At 47.7% G+C, this 25,765-nt stretch carries 27 protein-coding genes and 1 pseudogene; 17 read left to right on the top strand and 11 right to left on the bottom strand.

Annotated features, from left to right (window positions below; all coding sequences use genetic code 11):
• The first annotated feature begins 33 nt into the window (after nt 1-33).
• The 4 genes from KBW69_RS05770 to KBW69_RS05755 all read left to right on the top strand — a co-directional run bounded on the left by KBW69_RS05770 (nt 34) and on the right by KBW69_RS05755 (nt 4,018).
• Nucleotides 34-1,104, top strand: a complete 1,071-nt coding sequence (locus KBW69_RS05770) for an extracellular solute-binding protein (RefSeq protein WP_257252835.1) — start codon at nt 34-36, stop codon at nt 1,102-1,104.
• A gap of 85 nt (nt 1,105-1,189) precedes the next feature.
• Nucleotides 1,190-2,293, top strand: coding sequence for an ABC transporter ATP-binding protein (locus tag KBW69_RS05765; protein WP_257274438.1), 1,104 nt, complete (start codon nt 1,190-1,192; stop codon nt 2,291-2,293).
• Between the two features lie 2 nt (nt 2,294-2,295).
• A complete protein-coding gene (locus KBW69_RS05760) occupies nt 2,296-3,159 on the top strand; it encodes an ABC transporter permease (RefSeq protein WP_257252838.1) in 864 nt (287 codons plus the stop codon).
• Between the two features lie 10 nt (nt 3,160-3,169).
• Nucleotides 3,170-4,018 carry an ABC transporter permease gene (locus tag KBW69_RS05755; RefSeq protein ID WP_257280253.1) on the top strand — a complete coding sequence of 283 codons (849 nt, stop codon included), beginning with the start codon at nt 3,170-3,172 and terminating at the stop codon, nt 4,016-4,018.
• Between the two features lie 107 nt (nt 4,019-4,125).
• Here the strand turns inward: KBW69_RS05755 and KBW69_RS05750 are convergent, their stop codons facing one another.
• Entirely contained in the window at nt 4,126-4,566 is a 441-nt protein-coding gene (locus KBW69_RS05750) for a hypothetical protein (protein WP_257274440.1), read from the bottom strand.
• A gap of 145 nt (nt 4,567-4,711) precedes the next feature.
• On the opposite strand from KBW69_RS05750, the gene KBW69_RS23450 reads away from it, so the two are divergent.
• Both KBW69_RS23450 and KBW69_RS05740 read left to right on the top strand, forming a co-directional pair.
• Nucleotides 4,712-5,203 (top strand): prepilin-type N-terminal cleavage/methylation domain-containing protein, encoded by a 492-nt coding sequence (locus tag KBW69_RS23450; protein WP_306674498.1) that lies wholly within the window; start codon nt 4,712-4,714, stop codon nt 5,201-5,203.
• Nucleotides 5,204-5,792: 589 nt separating this feature from the next.
• Nucleotides 5,793-7,700 (top strand): hypothetical protein, encoded by a 1,908-nt coding sequence (locus KBW69_RS05740; RefSeq protein ID WP_257280252.1) that lies wholly within the window; start codon nt 5,793-5,795, stop codon nt 7,698-7,700.
• A gap of 194 nt (nt 7,701-7,894) precedes the next feature.
• Here KBW69_RS05740 and KBW69_RS05735 read toward each other — a convergent pair whose 3' ends face one another.
• The 3 genes from KBW69_RS05735 to nadC form a co-directional block, all read right to left on the bottom strand.
• Complete coding sequence (locus KBW69_RS05735; protein ID WP_257280251.1) at nt 7,895-9,577, bottom strand: helix-hairpin-helix domain-containing protein; 1,683 nt, start codon at nt 9,575-9,577, stop codon at nt 7,895-7,897.
• 93 nt (nt 9,578-9,670) lie between these two features.
• Nucleotides 9,671-10,687 (bottom strand): UDP-glucose 4-epimerase GalE, encoded by a 1,017-nt coding sequence (gene galE, locus KBW69_RS05730; protein WP_257280250.1) that lies wholly within the window; start codon nt 10,685-10,687, stop codon nt 9,671-9,673.
• A 17-nt stretch (nt 10,688-10,704) separates the two neighbouring features.
• Nucleotides 10,705-11,583, bottom strand: a complete 879-nt coding sequence (gene nadC / locus KBW69_RS05725; protein WP_257252846.1) for a carboxylating nicotinate-nucleotide diphosphorylase — start codon at nt 11,581-11,583, stop codon at nt 10,705-10,707.
• Between the two features lie 145 nt (nt 11,584-11,728).
• On the opposite strand from nadC, the gene KBW69_RS05720 reads away from it, so the two are divergent.
• The 4 genes from KBW69_RS05720 (at nt 11,729) to KBW69_RS05705 (ending at nt 13,489) form a co-directional block, all read left to right on the top strand.
• Entirely contained in the window at nt 11,729-12,235 is a 507-nt protein-coding gene (locus KBW69_RS05720) for a hypothetical protein (RefSeq protein ID WP_257275176.1), read from the top strand.
• Nucleotides 12,236-12,269: 34 nt separating this feature from the next.
• Complete coding sequence (locus KBW69_RS05715) at nt 12,270-12,527, top strand: hypothetical protein (protein ID WP_257252849.1); 258 nt, start codon at nt 12,270-12,272, stop codon at nt 12,525-12,527.
• A gap of 27 nt (nt 12,528-12,554) precedes the next feature.
• Complete coding sequence (locus KBW69_RS05710) at nt 12,555-12,884, top strand: hypothetical protein (RefSeq protein ID WP_257252850.1); 330 nt, start codon at nt 12,555-12,557, stop codon at nt 12,882-12,884.
• Nucleotides 12,885-12,979: 95 nt separating this feature from the next.
• Complete coding sequence (locus tag KBW69_RS05705) at nt 12,980-13,489, top strand: hypothetical protein (RefSeq protein WP_257252851.1); 510 nt, start codon at nt 12,980-12,982, stop codon at nt 13,487-13,489.
• 23 nt (nt 13,490-13,512) lie between these two features.
• On the opposite strand, the gene KBW69_RS05700 is transcribed toward KBW69_RS05705, so the two are convergent.
• Nucleotides 13,513-14,430, bottom strand: coding sequence for a 2-dehydropantoate 2-reductase (locus KBW69_RS05700; protein WP_257252852.1), 918 nt, complete (start codon nt 14,428-14,430; stop codon nt 13,513-13,515).
• A 255-nt stretch (nt 14,431-14,685) separates the two neighbouring features.
• Between KBW69_RS05700 and KBW69_RS05695 the strand changes: the two genes are divergently transcribed.
• The gene (locus tag KBW69_RS05695) at nt 14,686-16,629 is read left to right on the top strand and encodes an AarF/UbiB family protein (RefSeq protein ID WP_257280249.1); all 1,944 of its coding nucleotides are present in this window, start codon (nt 14,686-14,688) and stop codon (nt 16,627-16,629) included.
• Nucleotides 16,630-16,680: 51 nt separating this feature from the next.
• Here KBW69_RS05695 and KBW69_RS05690 read toward each other — a convergent pair.
• Both KBW69_RS05690 and KBW69_RS05685 read right to left on the bottom strand, forming a co-directional pair.
• Nucleotides 16,681-17,174: pseudogene (locus KBW69_RS05690) on the bottom strand (GNAT family N-acetyltransferase).
• Nucleotides 17,171-17,446, bottom strand: coding sequence for a DUF1778 domain-containing protein (locus KBW69_RS05685; RefSeq protein WP_257252857.1), 276 nt, complete (start codon nt 17,444-17,446; stop codon nt 17,171-17,173). The pseudogene KBW69_RS05690 and the gene KBW69_RS05685 overlap by 4 nt, the downstream one beginning before the upstream one ends.
• 257 nt (nt 17,447-17,703) lie before the next feature.
• Here KBW69_RS05685 and KBW69_RS05680 point away from each other — a divergent pair, with 257 nt between their 5' ends.
• From KBW69_RS05680 to KBW69_RS05665, 4 genes are all read left to right on the top strand, one after another.
• Nucleotides 17,704-18,876, top strand: a complete 1,173-nt coding sequence (locus KBW69_RS05680; protein WP_257252858.1) for a MerR family transcriptional regulator — start codon at nt 17,704-17,706, stop codon at nt 18,874-18,876.
• Between the two features lie 47 nt (nt 18,877-18,923).
• A complete protein-coding gene (locus KBW69_RS05675; RefSeq protein ID WP_257252859.1) occupies nt 18,924-19,145 on the top strand; it encodes a dodecin in 222 nt (73 codons plus the stop codon).
• 96 nt (nt 19,146-19,241) lie between these two features.
• Nucleotides 19,242-19,727: a YajQ family cyclic di-GMP-binding protein gene (locus tag KBW69_RS05670; protein WP_257252861.1), complete on the top strand. Its 486-nt coding sequence runs from the start codon at nt 19,242-19,244 to the stop codon at nt 19,725-19,727.
• 240 nt (nt 19,728-19,967) lie between these two features.
• Nucleotides 19,968-21,533: an MFS transporter gene (locus KBW69_RS05665; protein ID WP_257280248.1), complete on the top strand. Its 1,566-nt coding sequence runs from the start codon at nt 19,968-19,970 to the stop codon at nt 21,531-21,533.
• Between the two features lie 27 nt (nt 21,534-21,560).
• Here KBW69_RS05665 and KBW69_RS05660 read toward each other — a convergent pair whose 3' ends face one another.
• A complete protein-coding gene (locus KBW69_RS05660) occupies nt 21,561-21,755 on the bottom strand; it encodes a hypothetical protein (RefSeq protein ID WP_257252864.1) in 195 nt (64 codons plus the stop codon).
• Between the two features lie 3 nt (nt 21,756-21,758).
• Entirely contained in the window at nt 21,759-22,073 is a 315-nt protein-coding gene (locus KBW69_RS05655; protein ID WP_257252865.1) for an MGMT family protein, read from the bottom strand.
• Between the two features lie 450 nt (nt 22,074-22,523).
• Here KBW69_RS05655 and KBW69_RS05650 point away from each other — a divergent pair, with 450 nt between their 5' ends.
• On the top strand, nt 22,524-23,576 hold the full coding sequence (locus KBW69_RS05650) for a DUF481 domain-containing protein (protein ID WP_257252334.1): 1,053 nt from the start codon (nt 22,524-22,526) through the stop codon (nt 23,574-23,576).
• A 41-nt stretch (nt 23,577-23,617) separates the two neighbouring features.
• On the opposite strand, the gene KBW69_RS05645 is transcribed toward KBW69_RS05650, so the two are convergent.
• Together KBW69_RS05645 and KBW69_RS05640 are read right to left on the bottom strand one after the other, a co-directional pair.
• Nucleotides 23,618-24,379 (bottom strand): SDR family oxidoreductase, encoded by a 762-nt coding sequence (locus KBW69_RS05645; protein WP_257252336.1) that lies wholly within the window; start codon nt 24,377-24,379, stop codon nt 23,618-23,620.
• Nucleotides 24,380-24,553: 174 nt separating this feature from the next.
• Entirely contained in the window at nt 24,554-25,102 is a 549-nt protein-coding gene (locus KBW69_RS05640; RefSeq protein ID WP_257252337.1) for a chorismate mutase, read from the bottom strand.
• 210 nt (nt 25,103-25,312) lie between these two features.
• On the opposite strand from KBW69_RS05640, the gene KBW69_RS05635 reads away from it, so the two are divergent.
• The gene (locus KBW69_RS05635; RefSeq protein WP_257252339.1) at nt 25,313-25,765 is read left to right on the top strand and encodes a DUF29 domain-containing protein; all 453 of its coding nucleotides are present in this window, start codon (nt 25,313-25,315) and stop codon (nt 25,763-25,765) included.

Below are 25,765 nucleotides of genomic sequence, written 5' to 3'. Positions count from 1 at the left end.
AGTGAGCAATAACAAACCTCATAGAGGCGCTCCATGTTGAAACCAATGAAAGGTCTGCTAGCGCTGACCATATCCACCGTTGCCATGCTCACCACCAGTGCACAGGCGGAAGAACTAAGAATTCTGACCTGGGGAGGCTATGCGCCTCAGGAAGTGATTGATCAGTTTGAACAGGAAACCGGTATTACCGTTAAGGTCACCAAATCCAATAACGAAGATATGATTTCCAAGCTTCGCGCTACTCGCGGTGCTGGTTATGATCTGGTGCAGCCAAGTCAGGATCGTATTGTCGGTGCGCAGAAAGAATATCGAATTTATAAACCTGTTGACCTCAGTAAACTCGATGCCGGTCAGTTTATTCCTTCCATGCTGTCCGCCACCAAAGCCAACACCACCATAAACGGTGATGTGTACGGTGTGCCTCATATCTGGGGTACCAGCGGTCTGATTACCGATACTGCAGGTAGCAAAAGCAGCTACAGTTTTAATGACCTCTGCTCTGATGATTACAAGGGCAAAGTATCCTATCGCCTGAAGCGTCCAACCCTGATTGGTTTCGCGTTTGCCATGGGCGAAGACCCATTCGCAGCCTACAACGATCAGAAAAAATACGCTGAAATTCTGGGCAAAGTTGAGCAGAAGCTCATCAACTGCAAAGCCAATGTTAAAGCTTACTGGGAAGGCGGTGATGCTTTGCTTAACCTGCTGCGCAGTGGCGAAGTCACTTTGGCCATGGGTTGGGATGCAGGCGGCTGGAAGCTGCATAAAGAAACGACCAGCATCAACTTCGTACCACCAGAGTCTGGAGCACTGGGCTGGATTGATACCTTTGCCCTGCCCGCCAAAGGCAAGAATGATGAAGCTGCTTATCAATGGATCAACTTTGTAATGCAGCCTGAGATTGCTGCCAAAATCACCGAGGCTGCGGGTAACTTTACCGCATCTGCCGGTGCTGAAGAGTTTGTTAACGAACAGCTCAGCAACAGCTATAAGATCAGCTACAACCAGAGCAGTCTCGATAATATCAAGTGGTATCCGCCAGTACCTGCAGGCCTGGAAATCATCGAAGGAAAAACGCTGGATCGTATCAAAGCCGCACAGTAATCAGTTATAGCTCTACCCGCCAGTCCTGTTTTTTTGCTGAGAGTTATATGACAGAGGCTGGTGGTTTTTCAGGATGTACACCCTCATGACTTTCGATCTCGAATGCCGCAATGTTTTCAAACACTTTGGCAGTTTTCAGGCAGTAAATGACATTTCTCTTGAAATCCCTGCTGGCTTCTTTTTCTCCATACTGGGCCCCTCTGGCTGTGGCAAAACCACGCTGCTGAGAATGCTTGCCGGTTTTTCTGAACCTGATCAGGGAGAAATTCTGATAAAAGGAAAGAAGATGGCTGGTATCCCGGCTAATAAGCGTCCGGTAAATATGGTGTTTCAGCACCTGGCTCTTTTTCCCATGATGAATGTTGGGGAAAACATTGCTTACGGACTCAAGCGCAACAGGGTACCAAAGCCGCAAAGGGATAAAAAAGTTGCCGATGTTCTGGAACGTATTGGTTTGCCGGGTATTGAAAAAAAATCGGTCAATCAACTCTCCGGTGGACAGAAACAGCGGGTGGCAATTGCTCGATGTCTGGTGCTTGAACCGGATGTTCTCTTGCTGGACGAGCCTCTTGGCGCTCTTGACCTGAAGCTTCGGGAACAAATGAAAGTCGAGTTAAAAAAACTGCAAAAAGCGTTTGGTACCACCTTTATTTACATAACCCACGATCAATCTGAAGCAATGGTTATGTCGGACCAGGTAGCCGTCATGAATCATGGCCGTTTTGAACAGGTGGGCTCTCCGCAGTCGCTTTACTATGAGCCAAAAACGTCATTTGTCGCTGGTTTTGTTGGTAATAACAATCGGGTGGCCGGGATCGTTGAGTCTATTGTTGGTGAAACGGCAATAATCCGATCTAACGCCGGACAGCAATTTAAAACTGCGTTTCCAAAAATAGACCTTAAAGCAGGAGACGCTGTTGATTTGTTTATCCGCCCGGAAGCCATTCATATCCGGAGAGATCAGAGCGTAACGTCTGAAAACCATATTAATGGTCAGGTAGAAAATATTCTTTTTGATGGCGGTAATAGCCAGATACTGGTGAAAGATATCGATTCATCCCAAGAGTTGAGTGTTTCGTTGCCACAGACTCGAGAATTTAATGATCTGGTGGCTGGAGACAGAGTCTCATTATCCTGGGATATGCAACAGAGCAATATTTTTCTATCAAATAAAAAGAGAGAATCTTGACCATGACTGGTAGAAAACTCTCTTTTTATCTGCTGTTAATGCCACTGCTGCTGACGCTGACATTGCTGATTCTGTTACCACAGCTGGATATGTTGGGCATCTCAATGAGAGAGCGAGTCAGTTACGGTGTTTATGAGTTCAGCCTGCTTCATTATCGGGAGTTTTTCACAGAGCCGCTCTATTGGAATACATTTTTGCGCACTGCGGTGATGTCCATACTTGCTACGGCCCTGACATTACTGATCTCCTTTCCGGTTGCCTGGTATATCGCCAAAATTGCCCAGGGTAAAAACAAGAACCTGATGTTTCTTGCCTGTCTGATTCCATTCTGGGTCAGTGAACTTGTGCGAACCTATGGCTGGATGATTTTGCTGCGTGAGAGCGGTGTTGTCAGTGGCTTCCTGCAATGGATTGGAGTGGTGGACGCGCCAGTAGAGATGCTGTACAACGACATTACTGTTATGACGGGCCTCGTTTATGCCTCCATGCTCTTTATGGTAGTGCCTCTGGTCAGCACCCTGGAAGGAATGGACGACAGCCTTGTAGAAGCAGCTTATGACCTGGGCGGTAACCACTTCACGGTGCTTCGCACAGTCATTATTCCATACGCTGTACCAGGCATCGTATCAGGATGCATCGTCGTCTTTATGCTGACCCTTGGTAATTATCTGACACCGACACTGTTGGGTGGTAAAGACAGTCTCTGGTTTACCGAGCAGATTTTTACCCAGTTTATTACCCGCTTTAACTGGGAACAGGGAGCAGCCTTTGGCGTTTTATTGCTCTGTCTGTCGTCGCTGATTGTCTGGCTTGGACTGAAGCTCAGCAAACAGTCCTTCAAACAGGCATTAGCCAGTGAAACCTGAGAAATAGATCATGATACCGAGTATTCCCCAAAGCAGAGCATTTCAGAAAACCTACACGGTTTATGTATGCTTGTTCTTTATGTTTCTTTTGGCTCCACTTGTCGTCGTTGCCGTTTTCTCAATGAACGACAGTGTATTTCCTTCCCTGCCGTGGGAAGGGTTTACTCTGGACTGGTATTTTGCCGACAACAAAGAGCGTCGTGGCTTATTTCATGACGGTGCGATACAGGAAAGTATTATCACTAGCCTCATGATCGCACTGTTTGTTGCTATTCTGTCCGTCACTTTAGCTATCACTAATGCACTGTTGTTTGAGCGATATGATTTTCGGGGAAAACAGTTTCTCTATAGTTTGATGTTGCTACCACTGGTGATTCCGGGCGTCATTCTCGGGATTTCCATTCTTTCTTTCAGTAGCGGCATCGCCAATACGATAGAAGACAGTTATGGACTCGATCTGGAGTTTTTAAGGCCCGGTCTGCCACTTATTGTTCTTGGACAATTTGTATTTATCAGTACTATGGCAACACTCGTCATTTCAGCACGACTGAGAAAGCTGGATACCGCAATGGAAGAAGCTGCTTTAAACCTGGGTGCAAGCCGTTTTGAGGTATTCACAACGATTACACTGCCCTGGTTAAAGCCAGCGGTGATTGGCTCGGCGGTTGTGGCTTTTCTGATGTCTTTCGAGAATTTTAATACCACATTAATTCTTGCAGGCAGTGATTCCCCATTAACGATTACATTGTTTGATCGTATGAGGGAAGGTTCAACACCGGTGCTCAATGCGGTTTCGACACTATTGATGGCAGGATCTGGTGCACTTGCTCTCGTCAGTATTTTTATTCAAAGAAAGTAATTGGAAATAGTTAAAGGATAGGCCCATATTTTATGGCACCTATCCTGTTTCAATTCCCTTTGAATCAATGACCCCACGCTTCTGGCAGAATGGAGCCTTTCACCTCATTAATTAATATGTACCTCTCTGGCGATTAGCTTTGGATTCAGCAAACCCTCGTAGGAAAAAAACTCTTGAGTCCGTCCTTTCTTATAGCTGACTTCATAGAGCATTAAAAAAGGAAGTCCACCTCCCCGGGTCATTTGTTTGAAATCCGCATGCCAGCCAACAAAGGTATGATCCTGATATTGCCCCAATTCACTGCTCAATAGTGGTCTGAAATTGTCTTTTCCTGAGCCTGTGGTTTTGAGCGTGTGGTGACCCGATTGAATAATCAGCATCAGCTCCGAGCCCTGTTCTTTCTCGAAATAGCGATCCACTTCACCTTGGTAAATGGTCTGAAGACTCAAAGCTCCGGTGACTGCAGTGGATGCAAGCACCAGCACAACGGTTATGGCCCGAGCGGCAAGAGAGAGTCTTTTATTATCGAAAAGGTTGCGATTTTTCACGATAGCCGCCTCTGTAACTAAGTCTGTATTGGGGTTATCGGGTCACACTTGAAAATCACGAGAAATTAGCGGGCTTAAAAGCCTAAAGCTCTGGTCATGAGCGCCGAAACATGTTGCTAGAGACTGACCTGTGGGGCCCCGGGTTTTGGCGTTGGGCAACTATTCAATGACCGAGGATAACGAGATGAAAACATGGATGTCCAGGACGCTGGGTTTCACGCTGATCGAACTGATGATCGTAGTAGCGATCATTGGTATTCTGGCGGCAGTGGCGATTCCCCAGTACCAGAACTATACCCGTAATGCCACTGCTAGCGCTGCTATTCAGGAAGCTAACGCCTATAAAACAGCTATTTCGATCTGTTTACAGTCACACGCATTGGCTGATTGTGATCTTACTGAAAATTCAGTGCCTGGTCCCGCAGGGAAAGTAAGTGCAGGAGCATCAGACAAATCGTCTATTGTAATTACACCTGGAAGTCCATTTGGTAGTCAAACGGTGACTATGTGTCCAGACACTGTAGGAACCAGCTGGCAGGTTTTTTGTACTGGTGCAGCGGGAGCAAATAACTTATGTGCTATAGATGCTGTTCAGAATTATCCCGGTTATACCACTACTATTTCAGCTTGTCCATAATAAAATTTGTCATCAACTAGGCCGGATTAAATCCGGCCTTTTTTCTGTCTGGCGTTTATCTGACGATAAAAGTGACTCCAGAATGAAGCCTGGTTGTAGCTGCTTGCAAATAAAGTCCGTTTTACCTGCAAAAAAGCCCCCCTTTTTTTGATCCCCAATTAACTGAGAATAATACCCTGACCATGCTCGTATTAATTGACAATGTGCCCGAATGAATCGAGATAAATGGCTATTCCCCAATAGCTATGTGCTCTGGACCCGAAAGATATACCCTTTCTATTTTGTAGTTTAAATGCAGTATCCTTAACGGTTGACAAAAGAAAATACCACAACGGTCAAAAAAACTGTGACGTCACCATAGTCGGGGAGGATGGCTGGCAGCAGTCAAGCAGGACGGTCTGCGACTATGCCATAGCCCTGTCGAATCGCAGAAGCGCTTTAATGGGCTTTTAACGGGAAAGCACACTTATTTTCTTGATCTATCCTTCCTTTCTGTAAACCGGAAAGCAGGGATAGAATTATTAAACACTCACTCTTTGTAGCAGCGCTCTTACTGCTATTGTTTTCTGTCAACTGCCAGACCCAACCATTGACAGAACGTTATATTGTCGAGCTTGAGCAGAAAAAAGGTTCTACGAAACAGCGCTTCACTATAATGCGTGACCGGCGTACATTCTCAGGTAACCCGTCAGTCATTGCCTACGTAAACAGTTATACAGAATCAGGCTTGCCACCTGATCACAATCCACACAAATCGGGCGAATACGGGGTTAAAACAACACATATTGAATCGATTTCATGGCAATGGCTCTACAACATCCAGCTGCTGGTGGGTTACGAACTAATCCTGACAACCAAAGGCGCCTCTCTAAAAATCACACCTTATTCGTGGTCACCTGTAGAAATGGCCGTCACTGTCAGTTGGCTTTTACAGAACTATTGGAACCCCGGTTCACCGTCGTTTAACCCGAGTGGACAACAAAAGGCGAGTGAGTTTCATCCGTTTGCCACCATCACTATGATGTTTGGCTCTGGAAATAACCATCAAACCTGTCAGCAACAGGGCCAGCCATCAGAATCGTCCGGCCAGAATGCCACCTTAGCCACAGGCTATTGCACCAGTCTTGTGTGCTCTGACTCTGGAAACGGTAACGGAGACCCTCATCAACATTTGCACAGTTTAGGTTTAAATTGTTTCGTCCAGCCCTGTCACGGCGTTTGTCAATTCCGATCCTCAACCGTTAGCACGGGGTTAGCTCAATCGCCGTTGGATTCTGTAGGAGTTTCGACAGTAGCAACACCCGGACAAAACGCTCCTTTGAATAGCTGCAACTCTTTAGAAGGGGTCGCCTCAGACGGGGTTGCCTCAGACAGGGTTGCCCTGAACTCAGTCGATGCAGGGGAAGCCAGTACAACGGCTCCTGCCGGGAAAGCAACTTGTAACGTGATAGTGGTCGAGGAGGATGGTCAGCTGCGGCAATGCTGGAAAGTCTGCAAGAATGCTCGTGCTCTCTACACACACAAATACATGTACCACAGCGGGCAACAAACCTGTGAATTGCCCGTGTTCGGGGAGGATGGCCATCAGCAGCCATGTGGGAAAGTATTCAAGCATGTCCGATCTCTGTTATGTCACAAAAGCAGATACCATACCGGGCAACGAACCTGTGAGGCCACGGTAGCCGGAGAGGATGGCCAACAGCGACCATGTGGTGTGTCCTGTAAAAATGCCAGAGCCCTGACCGATCACAAAGACAGATACCACAGAAAACAACGAACCTGCGATGTGGCTGCGATCGGGGAAGATGGCCAGCCGCGGCCATGCGGGATGGTCTTCAACGGCCCTAAAGCGCTGTTGGATCACAAAGCAATCTACCACTCAGAGCCACAAACCTGTGACATGACCGTGCTCGGGAAGGATGGCAAACAGCGGCCTTGCGGGACGGTCTGCAAGAATACCCATGCCCTTCACTGTCACAAAAGCATTTACCACAATGGACAAAAGACCTGTGACATCACTGTGGTCGGGGACGACGGCCATGAGTGGCCATGTGGGAAAACCTTCAAGCATGCCCGATCACTGTCATCTCACAAAATCAGATACCACACCGGGGAACAAACCTGTAAGGCGACAGTGGTCGGTAAAAGTGGCCAGCAGCGACCATGCAGAACGCTCTGCAAGAATGAACAAGCCCTGATAAATCACAAAGACAGGTACCACAGGAGTCCACGAACCTGTGACGTCATCGTGGTCGGGGAAGATAGCCAGCTGTTGCCATGCGGGAGGGTATTCAATGGCCCCAAAGCGTTGTCGGATCACAAAAGAAGCTCCCACAGTGGGCCACAAACCTGTGAGGTGACGGTGACCGGTGATGATAGCCAGCTGCAGCTATGCGGAAAGGTTTGCGACAGTCTCAAAGCCCTGTCGAATCACAAACGAATACATCGAAAACGCAAGCTTGATGACCTGAAATGCAATGATAAAGATAGTCCTTGATCTGGCCACTGCCCTTTCATAAAGATAACAATCAAAAGACACTCTTCATCTAAGTGGGAGCATCAGCGCAGTAATTGTTTTTTAACGGCATGAACCCGTATAAGATTATGATCCTGCTGCGGAACGAGACAGCCCGGAAGCCAGAGAGGTTTTTATTGTTGATGCTTTTGAGACTGCTTAAGGCGGAAATACAGTCATGGTCGTCTAAACCATTCAATAGAGTCCCTGATGCTCGGAGCATTTAAATAGCTTTTAGCTCTCCGAGCCTGCTCAACGGACATCAAAGCCACAGCAGCTATTTCCTGAGGCGTAGCATTAAGAATTTTTTTCCAGCTTTTGAAATGGGCTACCAGTTTTTCAGAACGACTTTCTCCCACCTGTGGAATGCTCAAGGCTCTTATCTGGGACTTCAGAGAAGCCATGTGGAGAGTGCCGAGTACCATTAGCAGTTGTTTCGATGAGTGCTCATTTAAGCCTGCCTGTTTCAGATCATATTCAGACATTTTGAAACTATCTGGTAAGCGGCTGATAATTTTATTTAACATCAGTTTTTTAATCAGAGGCTCGTGCAAGAAGGGAATATCCAACCTTGTCCCCAGCCACTTTACTCTTGCCGTCAGCTGTTCTTCACAGCCGGGCTTCAACTCCAGGCAGGAGAAGGCATCGTAACCTGTCGGGTCTGGTGGTGTCGATTGGGTGCGATGCTCCGGTCTCAGAACAACCTGACCAAAAACGGGTGTAGCGGCACCTTTCAGCTGAACAGAAATCTGGTCGCCAATAGCAATATCCTTCCCAGTCAGGTTTTTGATGCTGCCCAGTGATACCTGACGGACTGTCTCCCCTCTGATTGCTACCGGTTCCACCTGAAGTACCGGGGTGATATGGCCGGTTCGTCCCACTCTGAAATCAACGCCCTTAACTTCCGTTACCGCACTGTCTGAAGCGAATTTCCAGGCAATGGCCCAGGCAGGGCTGCGGCTGTCCCAGCCCAGTTTTTTGCGAAGCTCGAGGTTGTCCAGTTTCAGAACAATACCGTCCATCAGGAAGGGTTCTTCACCACTGGGTTTGCTGTAGGTTTGACGGATTTTTTCTATCTCTTTCAGAGTATTCACCAGATCGGTATACCGGGCGGGCAGTTCAAAGCCATAGCTGTACAGGGTGTTAATAACCGTTATGTCGCTCTCAAACGGGCTGTTGACCCAGCGCCAGGGGAAAAACTCGATACTGTCCAGTGAACTAACATCCAGTTCTTTGCGACTGATATGGCCGGAGACAAAATGGCGGGCACTGCTGTAAGTGGAATGTCTGACGGTCTCACTCAAACGGGCAAACAGTTCTCCATGGAGGATAATGTCATTGTATTCCGTTTTCAGCACTTTCGGGATCATGGGCATCTGTTTGACTGCATCTAGAATATTCTCTCCTCTGTCGCCTGTGCCACGGGTGGAAGCGGCTACCAGTTTGCGGTTCTGATAAACCAGCTCAACCGCAACACCATCTATCTTGGGTTGAACCAGAATGCTTTCCTTTCCGGCTTCTTTGAGGAATTTTTTGATGTCGTTAATGTCCCGGGCTTTTTTCAAACTACCCATAAAGGCGCGATGATCGACTTGTCCTTCGGCATTCTCTTCAGCGACAGCGGGGAGTGTCAGTTCTGGAAAACAGTGTTTCAGAGATTGCAGTTGAGCTTTTAGCGCATCGTATTCATGGTCGGTAAGGACCGGAGAGTGCTTGTTGAAGTAGAGATCGTCGTGGTGTTTGATTTCTTTGTGCAGAGCAGTGATCTGCTTTTCAGCCTGCACAGCAGACCAGCTTGGGCAGGCACTCCATGCCGCCACTGGGATGAGCAAAAGTAAGGGTAAAAAAAGGTGTTTCATGATCAGTTTTCCGGGGCGGGTATCGTCTTTTATTGATCGGCAACAAAAGACGAAACTGATCGGGAGGTGGGTCAGAATCAAATGGCTATAAGTTTACGGGTTATAGCCATTGGGATTTTCGGACTGCCAGCGCCAAGCGTCGGTCACCATGTCTTCCAGTCCTCGCTCTGCTTTCCAGCCTAGCTGATTGAGGGCTCTTTCGGGATTGGCATAGCAGGCAGCAATGTCTCCGGAACGGCGAGGTGTGATTTCATAAGGCACATTTTGTCCAGACGCTTTCTCAAACGCTGCAACGATTTCCAGTACGCTACAACCTTTGCCTACGCCGAGGTTCCAGATATGTACGCCTTTGGTTGTACGAAGTTTTTCTATGGCTTTGACATGGCCCAGTGACAGATCCACGACGTGGATATAATCACGAACTCCGGTGCCGTCGACGGTGGGATAGTCGTCACCAAAGACTCGCAGTTTTTCCAGCTTTCCAATGGCCACCTGAGACACATAGGGCATCAGGTTGTTGGGGATGTCATTAGGATCTTCGCCGATACGACCAGAAGGGTGAGCGCCTGCCGGATTAAAGTAACGAAGCAGCGCAATGCTCCAGTCTGTATCTGATTTGAAGAGGTCTCCCAGAACTTCTTCCACCATCAGCTTCGAGCGACCGTACGGATTGGTGGCACTCAGCGGAAAATCTTCCGTGATCGGCAGAGTGGCCGGATCACCATAGACAGTCGCTGACGAGCTGAAAACGATACGTTTAACACGAGCTGCCTGCATGGCCTGACAAAGTACCAAGGTGCCGTACACATTGTTGTCATAGTAATCGAGTGGAATCTCGCAGGACTCTCCTACGGCTTTCAACCCTGCAAAGTGGATGACGGCTTCAAAATCATGCTGTTGAAAGAGAGTGTCCAGCAAGGCTCGATCGCGGATGTCGCCGTTCACAAACTCCAGTGTCTTGCCAGTTATCTCCTGAACCCGGCGCAGAGATTCTTGGTTGCTGTTGCTAAGGTTGTCCAGAACTACTATTTCGTAGCCGTCGTTTAATAATTCCAGGCAGGTATGGCTACCGATATAACCAGCCCCCCCTGTGACCAGAATTTTACTCATGCTCTGTGGCTTCCTGTTCAGATCTCTGTGATATCAACCAGTCTCATGGAAAGGTCAACGGACTCAATGTCTTTGGTGAGCGTTCCGATAGAAATAAAGTCGACGCCGGTCGCTGCGATCATCGGCAGGCGCTCCTCGGTGATTCCTCCGGAAGCTTCCAGTCCGGGCTGAGGCGCTGGCAGAGTTTTGTTCAACTCAACGGTCTCACGCAGTGTTTCCAGAGGGAAGTTGTCCAGCATGATAATGTCGGCACCAGCGCTTCTTGCCCGTCGGAACTCCTCCATGTTCTCGACTTCCACTTCTACGGGTTTGCCCGGAGCCATGGTTCGGGCGGTGTCGACTGCCTGCTCAATACCCCCGCAGGCGGCAATATGGTTTTCCTTGATCAGGAAGGCATCATAAAGTCCGATTCGGTGATTGTGGCATCCGCCTGCCTTGACGGCGTACTTTTGGGCAAGACGAAGACCGGGCAGGGTTTTGCGGGTGTCCAGCAGTCGAACGTCTGTCTCTTTGACCTGACTGGCATAGTGATAACAGCGGGTAGCGGTGCCGGAAAGGGTCTGAAGGAAATTCATGGCAGCACGTTCACCGGTCAACAGGCTTCTGGCAGGGCCTTCCATGTAAACCAGAACCTGATCCGCTGCAACACGTTCACCTTCCTTAACCTGCCAGTTCAGATTGACCGATGAATCGATCTGTCTGAACACTTCATCAAACCAGGGGCGTCCGGCAATAACGGCAGGCTCACGGCATAGGATACGGGCTTTGGCCATTTGCCCGGCAGGAATCAGAGAGGCCGTAATGTCACCTGAACCGATATCCTCTTCCAGAGCATGGCGAACATTGCGCTGGATAGTGTCGATCAGGTCGGAGGTGAGATTGTCATGGGGCTGCATGTTGAGTCTACTTATGTTTTACCGGGAATGATGAAAAATTGGCTGGGATTATAAACAACTTGATGTCTTTGGTCTTGCCGATTGCAATAGCCTGTCTTGATCTATAATTGTAATCCCTTTTAAAACACAGTGGGAGGCACATAGTATGTTCATCATCAGGTTCTTTGCCTGTGCCCTTCTTGCTCTGGTCATCTCCTGCTCTCAGGCATGGGCCGGGACCACACAAATTGACTCCTACCCAGCCCTCAGGGACGCTCTTGAACAGGGAGAAGTGCCTATTATCGGTGTGATTGATTTTGCACAGTGCACGAGTAAGTCGCAAAAGACTCTGGATTTTCGGGGAAAAGAGATCACTATTTTCAAACGAAACGCCATCTACGAAGACGGCACGGTGAGTATGCTAACCACCTACAAAGTGAATACGCTTATGGATGAAAGCAAGTGGGCCAGTCGTCTGCCAGACCGGACAGAAGACATGCCAGTCTGGATAGAGTGGCAGAGTGGCTACGACCTTTCCAGTCAGGATGATAAGGAATTTAAAGTCAAGTTTATTGCAGCGGATGCAAAGACCGGAAAGACCCTCATAACCGGAGACTACAGGTGCCCACTGGGATCGGCTATTAAGTTATGGCGTACACCTCACGGTCTTTGAGATCTCATATGAAACACAGCAACAGGCAGAAAACATGTGCATTGTCAGGTTGGTCGCCTGTGCTTTTCTTACTCTGGTTATCTTTTTTTCTGAGGCGTGGGCCGGGAACACACAAATTGAATCCTACTCAGCGCTCAAGAGTGCTCTTGGGCAGGGGAAAGTGCCTGTTAACGGCCTGATTGATATGGAACAGTGTCAGTATAAGTGGCCATTATCACTGAATTCCAGAGGAAAAAAGATGATTGTTTTTAAACAGAACACCATTAATGAAGATGGCTCAATAGTGATGTGAACGAGCTATAAAGTGAGTATGCATTTAATGGCCGAACTCAAGCTTGCCAATCCTCCGCCAGAGTGGGTAGGGCAAGTCTGGATAGAGGGGCAAAGTGCCTTCACTCTTTCCGAGGAGGATGATGACCAATTTAATATAAAGTTTATTGCGACAGATACAAATACCGGAGCGATCCTGAGCGCAGGTCAATACAGGTGCCAACTGGGATCGGCTGTTAAGTTATGGCGAACACCTCACGGTCATCAGGGCGTCGGCAGTTTTTATGGTTACTGGGTGCTGAGTTCTGTCATTTCTCTCATTGGTGGCTGGTTAGCCGGTGTTTTTACCACCGGTTTTTCAGCCAGCTCAATCAGATAGCCGTAAAATAGATATCTTTGGTCTTGCCGAATGCAATGGCGCATCATCACCTATAATGGAGATTTCTTTCAAAACGCAACAACAAGCAAAAACACATGTATATTTTCAGGCTGATCACCTGTGCTTTTCTCACAGTGGTTATCATCTGTTCCAAGGCATGGGCATGGGCCGGGGCCACACAAATTGAATCCTACTCATCGCTCAAGAGTGCTCTTGAGCAAGGAGAACTGTCTGTTACCGGTGTGATTGATCTCGACCAGTGTACGGATAAGTGGCCATTATTTCAGAGTCTCAAAGGAAAAAAGATGACTGTTTTTAAACAAAACAACATTAATGAAGATGGCTCAATAGTGATGTCAACGAGTTATAAAGTGAGTACGCATTTAGTGCTCGGACTCAGGGATGTCCCTCCTGAGCCGGAATGGGTAGTGCCAGCCTGGACAGAATGGCAAATTGTCTACACCCTTTCCGAGGAGGATGATGGACAATTTAAAATAAAGTCTATTGCAACGGATGCAAAAACCGGAGTTATTCTCAGATTTGCTCACTACCGGTGCCAACTGGGATCGGCTATCAGGTTATGGCACTCGCCTCACGGTCGATGAGGTAATGGCGTTTTTATTTCCGACTACCGGATGCTGAGTTCTGCCAACTCTCTCATCAATGCCCGATTGACAGGTGTCTCCACCCCCAGCTTTTCGGCCTGCTCAATCAGATAGCCGTTGATAAAAGCCAGCTCGGTTTTTCGACCCTGTCGGACATCCATGCAGGTGGAGGAGTGATTCATCGCAGTATCCCGACAGACTTGCCTGACTAACTCAGAAAGGTTTCCTGAACCGGGAATACCGGCCGATTGCCTCACCTGCATCACTTCTTCAGCCAAGGCTGCCAGACGCTGTTGACGTTCTTCAGTGTTCAGAAGTTCACCATTCCTGCAATCATACAAGGCAGTAAGACCGTTGATGGCACAATTGACCGCCAGCTTATCCCAGAGCTTTTGTTCAATCTTATGGGTAAACTGAATATCGATTGGCAGTTTTTCCAGAGCCTCTTTGAAAGCGTGCCAGACAGATTCGTCAGGGTTCTGAACGACAGGACCGACCCAGGTTGATCCACGACCGGCATGGCAGACATGCAGAAAGTCTTTCATCCATGCCCCTTCTGTCGTCGATGCGGCCCATATGGTTTGTGAGCTGAAATGTTGTGCTACCGCTTGCTGGCTTCCCATACCGTTCTGCATTACTAGTATCTGACATTGGTCTGATAAATGATCAGCCAGTGAGAGAACCGCAGCTTCAGCATCCTGAGCTTTTGTGCAGACCATTAAATGTGTGATCGAGTCAGTGAGAGATTCGGGAGAATCCACTTTGATGGGGTAGTGTTGAGTGGTGCCATCCAGTTCATCAATGGTTAGAACAGGCTGGGCAGCATTGAGCGAGCGCAACCTTTGTTCACGAACAAGCAGGGTGGGTTTCATTCCGGCCTTGAGGAGATGAGCTGTCCACAGGCAGCCCATACTGCCAGCACCGATGATATGCCAGGTCACTTCTTGGCTCACTCTGGTTGAGATAATCCGCGCGAGTTTAAACAGTCAAAGATGATATGTGAATATTGAGTGTCGCCTGCGGAGTAAGTCGGTCTCTATTTGTTCTCGACCACTCAATTTTTCTTGACCTGTTTACCGCTGTGTCAATTCAACATTGAAAAAGGCAAAAAATAACAAGAATTAAAAATGAACTTCTTCGATTCGTTCAAGTCAAAAATAGCAGGTAAACAATATGGATGAGCCAAGGAGAATGATATGGATGTTTCCAATAATACCGGAGGAGTGACCAGCACCGGTGCTTACAGCAGGGTGTCTGAGACTACTGCTTCCACCAGTGCATCATCAAAAAGCACTGTCACCGCCATTAATCCCGATAAGCAATTGCAACCGGCGCATGAATACCCTGCAGCCGATCACTCCAGAGCGGGTGAAACCCTGGTTTTCAGGACGATATCTCAGGCGGCTAGCTCAGTGACACAAGGACTCACCCGCTCCCTTAAAAGGACATCACGTGTTCTTGGGTTGGCTTATAGTGGCTGCACTACACTGGCGAAGGTGGCTTGTTATCGTTCTCCTGAACCAATTGCTCAGTTTTTTCATAAACATGGCGGGCTGTGCGGCAAAATAGGCCAATACGTAGCTGCAACACAGGCACCGGCTGAGTATTTCAAATCATATCAAGATCTTCATAACTACACGACTGAAATAATCAAAGTCGCAAGCCAGTATTCGGCAGGCAAGGTTGATCCTGAGGTAATCAGGAAAATTATCGAGCACAATCTGGTTAATGTCGGACTGCTTTCTGAAGATGCCAAGTTGGAACGATCAGGCACAGTTGATAATGACAGCGGTAGCCAGTTCATAGCTAACAGTGCCGTTTCAGCAGTACCTGTACGGCATGTTGAAACACTTGGGCGTGGGACTGTTTGCCAGGTCGATAAGTTCAATATTGGTGGAAGAGATTTTGCTGTTAAATCTTTATCACCTGAGTTGGCAGAAAAAATTAACATTGATGTTTCGATGATGATCAGCCTGTTTTCTACCCTCCATGACTGGGGTTTTATCTCTAAGATATGCTTTGACGACATATCCAGTGCATTCAAGAATTTTAGTAATGAGTGTGATTTATCACGGGAACTTACGTTTACCGAAAAAGCGTCTGAGGCATTAAAAGATTTGACAGAAACCAGGCAGTATCAGGTAAGTAGCGGTTCAGGCCATCAGGTGCCGGTTCAGTTCAGGGTCCCTGAGGTGTCTGTACCTTTATCCCGTCCTGATGCCCTTGTGATGGAGTATATTGATGGCTGTTCTCTTGATCGGGCAGACGCGTTAAGGGAAAGGCTCACTTCGTGGCAGCCGGACTGGAAAGAGGGTGGAAGGTTAAGTGAAGCGGAAATAAATACTATTATCGTCGGCATTCATAAACTTGTGCTAGAGGTTTATTTGGATTTAGTCAGTGAATCCTGTTTTTTAAACACCGATTTCCAAACGGGCAATTTCATGATGAAACTGGAGAGCGATCGTATCAGTATTTATTGTATTGATCACGCCAACAGTAGCGCCAATAACGATATTTTGCGCATAGTGAAAGACCCTGTTTATTATTCACTTGTTACAGGACTGTTCTTGTTATTTCATAACCGTGCTAACGGGAATGGCCTGGGTGAGGAGCCAGATGTTCCCAGTCCAATGGATACAACCGACGAAGTTGACATCCGGGATCTGGTTTGCACGGCAATATCCCCGAAAATACTGGAACGTTTAGAAAAATCTATTGAAACTCATCGTAGGGGCTTTGGATCGGATATCATACCCCCCATTGATGAATTACAAAAATTTCAGGAAGAAGCTACCGTTGGAGAAATTTGCAGTCAGATTTATCATTGGTTAAAAGACAACTCGGACCATTCTGATACGGAGGGGCCTTTCCAATCAGAGGCTGCGTTTGTCGAGCCATTGACGCGATTTTTGATCCGGCTTGCCATGGAACATGAGGAGCAAGATATGCAGAAGGCTGACATGGCAACCTTGCACAAAGTTGTCACTGTTCCTTTTGACAATTTTGTTCAAAGTCTGGGTTTTCAGACCAGTCCGACCAATCCTTTATTACTGCGGGTTGGGAAGCAGTTATCTGCATATCGTCAGTATATAGGGCAACTGGAGTCGCTAATGGATAACTGGGAGTATTACCGAGAATAGCAAGCTATTTGATGAACAAAGGCGGGGAGTGTCACTGAATAGTTGCAATGATTATTGCAGGCTGGCTCTGATCTCTTTAATGGTGATAAACAATTTGTCTGGATTATTAATAAAAGGTGTGAAACCAAATTTCTCATAAAAAGCAGCTATGCCGGATTTGGCATCTACGACAACCAATGGGAATCCGACAGTATCTCTGGCTTGTAGTAATTTATGCAAAGCGTCAATTAACAACCACTCTCCATAACCCTGCCCGGAGTAGTATTTGTTGATGACTAAGCGGGCAATCAGCCCTGCCGAACCGGCGCTACTGTGTTTTTTTGCAGTCTGGCAGGCAGAGCCTGCAAGTCCAGTGGAATCATGGTCAGCGTGTAATGCCCGATAATGGTTTCTGGACAATCTGAGTCCTCCAGCACAAAGGTTCGGGTATTGTCATTCCCTGCCTGCTGCCTCGCCATCATTTGAAGATAATTGTTCAGGGCAGAAACACCGCAATCAAAGCCTTGACGGTCGTGTTTGCTCTTATCGAGAATTAAAGTTTTCATTTATTCCCTGTCTTTTTATAACGCTGGGCCGCCTGCTTAAGTCGAGGATTGGGTTTTAAATCTTTATCCAGAGCCTGCACAAGTAACAGAGCATCTTGCTGGCTCAGTTTCAGGGATCGCTCGCTGTCCATGATCTGTTTGGCCTTCTCAATAGCAGCGGACAGTACAAAGGAATTAATGCTGGAAACACCGATAATAGCCGCAGCCTCAGCCAGTAGTTCTTTTGTATCTGTATCAATACGGGTGGTGATTCTGGGTAGTGATGTTGCCATAAATCCTCCTTGTTATGTGTCATAATGGCAAATAGAGTATTTTTCAATCTTTTTTGAAAATCAAACATATGTGGAGAAATTGTTGTGTCGAACTTCAGCGTAAGACCTCCACTGAACTAGACGTTGATGACACTTTACAGGCTTTCGGCATCTTGGGATTGGTCTCTGTTTATTTCCGGGCGTTCAATTTTCCTTGACCTGTCTACAGCTTTATAGCTTAAAGTTCCTCCCTGTTGATGATTTGAGGATACTTCAGTGTGTACCGAATTTCTGAATTAGCCGCCGCTGTCGGGCTTTCACGCACTGCGCTTCTTTACTACGAGAAACAGCAGCTTATTTCAGGTAAGAGGCTTGAAAATGGCTACCGTTTCTACAGCGATGAAGACCTGCAAAGAGTCCGCCTGATTCAGCAACTGCAAGCGGGAGGGCTGACTTTGAAAGAGTGCAAAGTTTGCCTTGAAGAAAAGATAGACAAAGATTTGTTACGAAATCGCTTAAGGCAGCTTGATGAAGACATTGCATTGAAGCAGCAATCACGAGCGTTGCTGGCAGCCATGCTGGGTGAAGGTGATCTCAGAACCTGGCATGAAGACCTCGAAAGGGTGGCTCCGGATGCTCATCTTAACTGGCTGGTGAAGCAGGGTTTTACTGAGAAAGAAGCCCTCAGATTAAAATGGTTATCAAAAGACATGAATGATCACGAAACCTATATGAACGACTTTATGAAAGTTTATGAGACGCTGGAACGTTGGGGGCCAGGCAATGAAAAAGACACACTGAAAGCCTTGTCTCTGCTGCCTGAAGCCCCTGCTGATATTCTGGAGATTGGTTGTGGCACAGGTCTGTCAACCAAGTTGTTGATAGACAATACCGACGCAAACATCACTGCAATAGATAACGAACCGTCAGCACTGGCTCGATTGGAAGAACGTTTTGAGGAACAGGATATTTCCGGAAGGCTTTCCAGTGTCTGCGTCAGCATGACTGAATTGCCCTTCGAGAATGAAAGCTTTGATCTCATCTGGTCAGAAGGCAGTGCTTACATCATGGGGGTTCAAAAAGCACTGACTCAGTGGCGGCCGCTTCTTCAGCCCGGTGGCTACATGATGTTAAGCGACCTGGTCTGGCTGACAGATCAGCCAGACAAAGAAGCGATGGCGTTCTGGGAGCAGTCCTATCCTGATATTCAGGCGATTAGCACTCGTTTGAAACAAATGGATGCTGCCGGGTATGATGTAGTCGACCACTTTTCTCTCAGCAGGGAGTCGTGGGATAACTACTCTGAACCACTGAAAAAACGAATCCATGATTTGTCATCAGATATGTCTGAATCAGAAGCGTTGAAGGATATCGAGAGTGAGCTGGATATCTACAGTAAATTCTTGGGGCAGTTCGGCTATCAAATGTTTGTTCTTGCCAAGCGCGATTAAAAGGATGTCTATACTACCTCTACGTTCCAACGTCGTGGAGAGTACTTATGTCACACATCTATAAAATTCTGGAAGTGGTAGGCAGCTCAACCGTCAGCAGCGACGATGCCATACGCAATGCTATTGCCACTGCCAGTGTCACTCTGAATCACCTGGGCTGGTACGAAGTGGTGGAGCATCGGGGTCATATTGAGGATGGTGAGATCGCACATTTTCAGGTGACCGTGAGAATTGGTTTCAGGCTGGAAGACCGTGGTAAAGCGTCTTGATTGCCATACCCGTTGTAACGGGGGCTTGCCATTCAGCAGGGATTCTCGGATACAATAGTCATCTACTTTCAGAGTTTGTTGATTGGAAAATCCCTCATGCCTTCATTTGATATTGTTTCAGAAGTGGATATGCACGAGCTGACCAATGCGGTCGATCAGGCGAACCGCGAGCTGACCACCCGTTATGATTTCAGAGGGGTTGAAGCCAGCTTTGAAAAGAGCGGTGAAAACCAGATTGTGATGACAGCCGATGCTGACTTCCAGCTGGTGCAGATGGTTGAAATGCTGAAAACCAAAATGGTCAAACGGGGCATTGATGTTAAATGCCTGGAAGTGAAAGACCATTATGGTTCTGGCAAGCAGGTTAAACAGGATGTCGTGGTTCGTCAGGGGCTGGATAAAGAGCAGGCCAGGAAAATCGTCAAGATGATCAAGGATGCCAAGCTCAAGGTACAGCCTGCCATTCAGGGCGAGCAGGTTCGCGTCTCTGGCAAGAAGCGTGATGATCTTCAGAGCGCTATTGCTTTGCTGAGAGAAGCGGACACCGAGATGCCTCTTCAATACAATAACTTCAGAGACTGATCCTGACAGGAGAGGCTCGCCTCTCCTGTTGAGCAACATCCAGACGAAAAAAATGTTCCCCGGCATGTTCAGGTGTGCTTTGATTAAAACTTCCCGGGAGTTCTGCGACATAAACTCAGTTCAATAGATTCGACCACTGGAAGGCACAATCATTATGTTGATATTATCGGGACAGTTTTCCACCAAGAGTTCAACGAAGAACACTATAAAAACCGTCAAAAGCACACCCGGAGGAGCAGAATGCAACTAATGAACGCTTCTACCCGTTCCTGGGGAGAGGCATGGAAGAGTTTCAGGCATCCTAGGGTAATCAGTGCTCTGTTTCTTGGCTTTTCAGCAGGCCTTCCCATATTACTCATATTCAGTAGCCTGTCTATCTGGTTGCGGGAGGCGGGTGTTGAACGCAGCATGGTGACTTTCTTCAGCTGGGCTGCCCTGGGTTATTCATTCAAGTTTGTTTGGGCCCCATTGGTTGACCGGGTTCCCCTGCCATGGTTGACAAAAAGTCTCGGGCGCCGAAGAGCCTGGCTGTTACTTGCCCAGTTTGCGGTGATGGCTGCTCTTTTATTTATGGCGAGTCATGATCCCATCTATGGATTGACCTGGGTTGCAGTAGGGGCAGTGATGCTGGGGTTCTCATCGGCCACACAAGATATAGTCATTGATGCCTATCGTATAGAAGCTGCGGAGAGCGATCTTCAGGCCATGATGTCTTCCGCTTACATTGCAGGCTATAGAGTCGGTATGATAGTAGCCGGGGCAGGCAGTCTGGCATTGGCCAGCTGGTTTTCAGGTGGCGACGAATCCGTTTACCACTATGAGGCCTGGGCTTCTGTTTATCGTTGTATGGCGGCGTTCATGCTGGTAGGGGTTGCCACCACACTATTGATTTCAGAGCCTGAAAACAATCAGTCAGCCTTCTCTGAACAATACGGTACCCGTGACTATGTTCGTTTTCTGGGGTTGTTTGTAGTGGCAGCAGGCGCTTTTGTGGCAGGCTTTACATTGACCCCTGAGATAGCTTCCCAGTTGAAAACGACGCTGGTGGATGGCGGGCTTTCTGCACATGTTGCAGGATTCTTTTCTGAATCCTTCCGGTTGCTGTTCAGTGTCGCTCTGGGTGGAGGGTCTGCCTGGTTGATGATCAGCCTGAACGTAGCACCCAGGGGGATGGTCAGAGAAACTTACGTCACACCATTTACTGACTTCTTTGCGCGTTATGGAAAACTGGCGATCTATATTTTGCTGCTGGTTGGCACTTATCGGATTGCTGATATTGTGATGGGAGCCGTTGCCAATGTGTTTTACAAGGACATGGGTTATAGCAAGGAACAGATAGCCGCTATCACCAAAACCTTTGGTTTGTTGATGACCATTGCCGGTGGTTTTCTGGGCGGGCTATTAGCCCTTCGCTACGGTGTGATGAAAATCCTCTGGATCGGTGGGCTACTGGCTGCTGTCAGTAACCTGCTGTTTTCCATGCTGGCACAAATGGAACCTGAAACCTGGATACTTGCTGTGGTCATTGCAGCTGATAATCTCAGCGCCGGTATTGCTTCTGCTGCCTTTGTGGCTTTCCTCTCCAGTCTGACGAACCGGGCATTCACAGCGATGCAGTACGCAGTCTTCAGTTCACTGATGACACTGGTACCCAAACTGATGGCAGGCTACTCCGGCAGCGTCGTGGATGCGGTGAACTACCCCATCTTTTTTGCAGGCTCCGCTATTCTTGGATTGCCAGTGTTGCTGTTAATCACTTATTTACAGAAGCTGATGGAGCAGTCTGAGGAGGCTGCTCCCGATTGACGAGGCGGGCAAAAAAGCCCGCTAACTCTATCTTTTGATCTCGGCGATCAGTTTTGCTTGCCACTGCCCCTTTTCCTGTTCTGGAAGCTTGCCGAGAGAATCCCTGCAAACATGCACCATTGCCTGGAGAATGGTTTCAGGTTGATAGTTAAGGTTTTCCAACTGGCGAATAATTTCAATCGCCAGGGCAATGTCTTCAGGGTGCTGATCCAGGTCGTTCAAGATTTACTCTCCACTCCATTGAAATAGCTTCAGATTGACTTTGCCATTGAGCAAAGTGATACCTTCTGATTCAAGCAAGGATTGCTGTTGTTGATACTTGGCGCTGGACACTGGAAACGAAATTTGTCCTTTGCTGTTGATGACTCTGTGCCAGGGAAGTCCGGAACCTGAAGGCAGTTGCTTTAGAATGTTACCGACTACCCGGGCATAGCCTGGTGCACCGGCCATGTTGGCCAGTTGTCCATAGGTGACCACGCTACCCTCGGGTATTTTGGTCAGGATGAGCCAGATATCGGATGGACTGAACGGTGCTTGCAAGCCAAGTCTCCAGGCTGATTTTATAAAGCAGTCATCTAGCAGCCTGTCGGACTTAAGGCTGTCCTACTGCGGTTGCAATAAATTGGTCTAAAAATTCCTGCTTCTTCGTCAAATAGCTCGCTATTCTCCTCAGAAGCAGAATTTTTTATCCTCAATTTCTTGCAATCCTCGCTACGGACGCTTAAGTCCGACAGGCTGCTAGGGATAAGTATCACCAGAGAATCTGCCAAGCATATCCTAATCCATCGGCTATTTGTCGTGAAACGTTTTTCATTTTTCCAGAATGAAGCGCCTCAGGTTGGCAAAAGGAGGGACAACTTTGCTTTATTACTGGTTCAGCCAGGGAAAACCGCTGGCTATAACGGCTTTCCCTCTTGTTAAACGTTTATTAATTTGGAACTCTTGTCACCCTTAGAAAGCAATAAAACATCGATTCATCGAGGGGTATTCATGGGGCTCCAGTTTTTCAGGGGCATTGGCCGTTTTTTCGGATTGCACACAGTCTGGATCATCTTTCTTTTCGGTATGGTAACGATGGCTCGTGCGGATAAGGTATGGATGGAAAATGGAGATGTGATCAGTGGCAAAATCATGGGTCTGGAAGCGGGTAAACTGACTGTTTCTACACGTTATGCAGGTAACATTACCATTAATTGGCGCCATGTCCGTGCTCTGGAGACAGACCAGCCGCTCTGGGTGGGTTTGATTGGAGAGAAAGAGGCTCAACAGCGTCAGTTAAAGAGCAATGGTGATCAACTGACGATTGTTGATCCTGATGGTTATGAGCGGAGCTTTTCGGCAGTCTGGCCAGTGGCAGAAATTCTCACTGAACAGCCGGTGCTGGCTGCTAACTGGGACATTGCTGGCAAGGTCAACTTTGGTTTGGACAGCGATCAGGGTCAGGACAAAGAAACCACATTTACGCTCAGTGGCAACCTGGATATCAATGACGAGTGGAACAAAAACAGTTTTAAGTGGGACATTGAAGTAGAGACGGAAGATGACGCAGACTCTTCCACCAAGGAGTGGGAGCTGGGGTATGCGTATAGTCGCTATTTCACCGAGCACTGGTTCGTTCAGGGCTCTCTGGATCAGGAGTATGACTCAGCGGAAGATCTGAGATCAAGACTGACGCTCGGTGGTTCGCTCGGTTACCGCTTCAGGGAAACGGTGAAAGAAACAGTGATTACCACCGTTGGTCTGACTCATCTCTGGGAAGATTATCAGCTGGAAGATAACCAGAGAAATCTGGCGATGACGACAGGACTGGTGTATCGGAAGAAGCTTATTGATAACCTTGAGTATTACTTTAACAGCAAGCTGTTTTACCGTCTGAATTCAGGCCAGCAGTGGCTGTTTGATGGAGAGCATGGCCTCAGGGTGGGGTTATCTGAAAGTCTTTCTCTAAACCTGATGCATTACCTGGACTACGACAGTATTCCTACAGAAGGTGCTGATAAAACCTCGAGTCAGATCAAGGTAGGCATTGGTTATTCCTGGTAGTGAGAATGGCCACAGAAGGTAGTAGCTTCTGCGGCCATGAATCAGAGGCGCAGACCTCCATCCAGTTCCAGCACCCGACCATTGAAGTAGTCGTTTTCAAAAATGAACGCCGCCGTTGCTGCAATCTCTTCAGGCTTACCCATGCGTCCCGCCGGAATACCCGCATTCATTTTGGCGCGAGCTTCGGGCTTCATGCCCAGCGTCATTTCAGTCTCAATCATGCCAGGTGCAATCGCAGCGCTCCTGATGCCAAAACGAGCCAGCTCCTTAGCCCAGGATACCGTCATAGCGACGACACCGGCTTTTGCGGCAGAGTAGTTGGTTTGTCCGAAGTTGCCCGAGCGGGAAATGCTGGCAATGTTTAGAATCAGACCTTTGCTTCCTGATTCAACCATGCTGGCAGACACCTCACGACCACAGAGAAAAACACCGGTGAGATTGACGTCAATGACTGATTGCCATTTTGCCAGTGAAAGCTTGTCAGTGACCTGATCCTCTTTCACCTTAATTAGCAGACCGTCACGCAGGATGCCCGCATTATTGATAAGACCGTTGAGCGGGCCCAGTTTTTCTCTGGCAACTTTGATACTGTTTTCTACTTCCTGTTCGTTGGCGACATTGGTAGGCAGGGCAATGGTTTTTGCCCCCAATTCAGAGCACTCCTTTACCGTCTGATCCAGGGCTTCGCCTTTCAGGTCTATCAGCCCAAGGCTGGCACCTTTTTCTGCCAGATGCAGTGCCATGGCCTTGCCCAGACCGCGGGCAGCACCGGTAATCAGGATGTTGCTTTGTTCGAGATTCATTCTTTTGTTCTTCTACGTCTGAAAATCACTCAATGATTGTAACGGAACATAGCGAATTCTCTATAGACGGTTTGGTTTTTCTGAGTAACAAGGAGTATGAGCTTCTTTGTCAGGGCTGTTCTTGGTCAGTCAGGATTGGCTGAACTTCCCGGGGGCTTTCGATCCATCCACAGGCTACTGGTTTTTAATCACACGTATCATTTGAAGACTTTCAAACATTTTCTTTTTGTCGTTTTCGGACAGGTGCGCTGCATTGACCGTCCTGACAAAGTCTTGCTGCATGTTATTATCAAATGCTCCTCCATTCTGAAGGTATTCGCTAATTTGCATCACGATCTGATGACCAAGCTCTATAAGCTTGGGCCTGACCTCGGAAGCCAGATCACGGTGTTTTTTATTTTCTGGTTTGGCAGATAACCATTCCGCCCTATATCGATATTGAATAGCCTTGGCCGCATCTATCTGAGCCTGAAAAAAAACAGCGATGGAATCTGGTTGTAAACCAGCCTGCTGTGCATCAAACAATGCTTTCTCAAGCACCTGTTTTTCTCTGGTCAAATCTTCAATAGCACGATGATTCGTGGCCTTAAATAAGGCTACATCCTGCATATAAGTCAGCCGCTGGTTGATTAACTCAAAGATTCCTTTCGACATTGTATCCGCATCCGCAATCGTCAAAGTAGAGAGTGTCAAACAGAGCAACCCTGTTACAAAAAGCTTCATGATTTCCTCAACAATTCTCTGAGCTTAGAACCAGTCCCTTTCCATTGATTCAGCCGTGACACTCTGATTATATTACGCTCAACAACTATTAGAGTATCTGCCAGAATCATCAGCGCTGAAGTCAAAGCCAAATCAGGATATTAGGCGGTGATGGGAGTCTTGACATCCGTTGTCCTATACTCAATGGCTGATTCACAAGGGAATATTGCTATGGATAACTCAAACAACCTTTACAACACCGACTTTTACCGCTGGACACAACAACAGGCTGAGTTGCTGCGTACCGGACGACTTTCTGAAATTGATGTCTCCAATATTCTTGAGGAAATTGAAAGTATGGGTCGCAGTGACTACCGGGCTTTTGAGTCTCACTTGGCGATCCTGCTTATGCACCTGCTTAAGTGGCTCTATCAACCCAGGTTCCAGAGTCGAAGCTGGCGTAATACGGTCACCGAACAGCGGCACCAGATTCAGATGCTGATCAAAGACAGCCCCAGCCTTAAAAGCAAGCTCGATGCTGTTACGCCACCGGCTTACCATCGTGCGGTGAAAGGTGCAGTCAGGGAGACAGGTTTCCCGAAAGCAACATTCCCTGAAACCTGTCCCTGGTCTTTTGATGAAGTCATGGTGGATGACTTTCTACCGGATACCCCACCTCAATAG

This window comes from Endozoicomonas sp. ISHI1 (assembly GCF_024606225.1).
Lineage (GTDB): Bacteria > Pseudomonadota > Gammaproteobacteria > Pseudomonadales > Endozoicomonadaceae > Endozoicomonas_A.
The sequence above is the reverse complement of the archived record's forward strand: the minus strand, read 5'-3'. Positions and strand labels throughout refer to the sequence as shown.

Excerpts from the sequence above, each read along its gene's own strand:
- KBW69_RS05735 (WP_257280251.1), bottom strand. The coding sequence starts at position 9,577 with ATGAAACACCTTTTTTTACCCTTACTTTTGCTCATCCCAGTGGCGGCA.
- KBW69_RS05710 (WP_257252850.1), top strand. The coding sequence starts at position 12,555 with ATGGCCGAACTCAAGCTTGCCAATCCTCCGCCAGAGTGGGTAGGGCAA.
- KBW69_RS05685 (WP_257252857.1), bottom strand. The coding sequence starts at position 17,446 with ATGGCAACATCACTACCCAGAATCACCACCCGTATTGATACAGATACA.
- KBW69_RS05695 (WP_257280249.1), top strand. The coding sequence starts at position 14,686 with ATGGATGTTTCCAATAATACCGGAGGAGTGACCAGCACCGGTGCTTAC.
- KBW69_RS05665 (WP_257280248.1), top strand. The coding sequence starts at position 19,968 with ATGCAACTAATGAACGCTTCTACCCGTTCCTGGGGAGAGGCATGGAAG.
- KBW69_RS05640 (WP_257252337.1), bottom strand. The coding sequence starts at position 25,102 with ATGAAGCTTTTTGTAACAGGGTTGCTCTGTTTGACACTCTCTACTTTG.
- KBW69_RS05755 (WP_257280253.1), top strand. The coding sequence starts at position 3,170 with ATGATACCGAGTATTCCCCAAAGCAGAGCATTTCAGAAAACCTACACG.
- KBW69_RS05705 (WP_257252851.1), top strand. The coding sequence starts at position 12,980 with ATGTATATTTTCAGGCTGATCACCTGTGCTTTTCTCACAGTGGTTATC.
- KBW69_RS05635 (WP_257252339.1), top strand. The coding sequence starts at position 25,313 with ATGGATAACTCAAACAACCTTTACAACACCGACTTTTACCGCTGGACA.
- galE (WP_257280250.1), bottom strand. The coding sequence starts at position 10,687 with ATGAGTAAAATTCTGGTCACAGGGGGGGCTGGTTATATCGGTAGCCAT.
- KBW69_RS05645 (WP_257252336.1), bottom strand. The coding sequence starts at position 24,379 with ATGAATCTCGAACAAAGCAACATCCTGATTACCGGTGCTGCCCGCGGT.
- KBW69_RS05760 (WP_257252838.1), top strand. The coding sequence starts at position 2,296 with ATGACTGGTAGAAAACTCTCTTTTTATCTGCTGTTAATGCCACTGCTG.
- nadC (WP_257252846.1), bottom strand. The coding sequence starts at position 11,583 with ATGCAGCCCCATGACAATCTCACCTCCGACCTGATCGACACTATCCAG.
- KBW69_RS05720 (WP_257275176.1), top strand. The coding sequence starts at position 11,729 with ATGTTCATCATCAGGTTCTTTGCCTGTGCCCTTCTTGCTCTGGTCATC.
- KBW69_RS05715 (WP_257252849.1), top strand. The coding sequence starts at position 12,270 with ATGTGCATTGTCAGGTTGGTCGCCTGTGCTTTTCTTACTCTGGTTATC.
- KBW69_RS05675 (WP_257252859.1), top strand. The coding sequence starts at position 18,924 with ATGTCACACATCTATAAAATTCTGGAAGTGGTAGGCAGCTCAACCGTC.
- KBW69_RS05765 (WP_257274438.1), top strand. The coding sequence starts at position 1,190 with ATGACTTTCGATCTCGAATGCCGCAATGTTTTCAAACACTTTGGCAGT.
- KBW69_RS05770 (WP_257252835.1), top strand. The coding sequence starts at position 34 with ATGTTGAAACCAATGAAAGGTCTGCTAGCGCTGACCATATCCACCGTT.
- KBW69_RS05670 (WP_257252861.1), top strand. The coding sequence starts at position 19,242 with ATGCCTTCATTTGATATTGTTTCAGAAGTGGATATGCACGAGCTGACC.
- KBW69_RS05650 (WP_257252334.1), top strand. The coding sequence starts at position 22,524 with ATGGGGCTCCAGTTTTTCAGGGGCATTGGCCGTTTTTTCGGATTGCAC.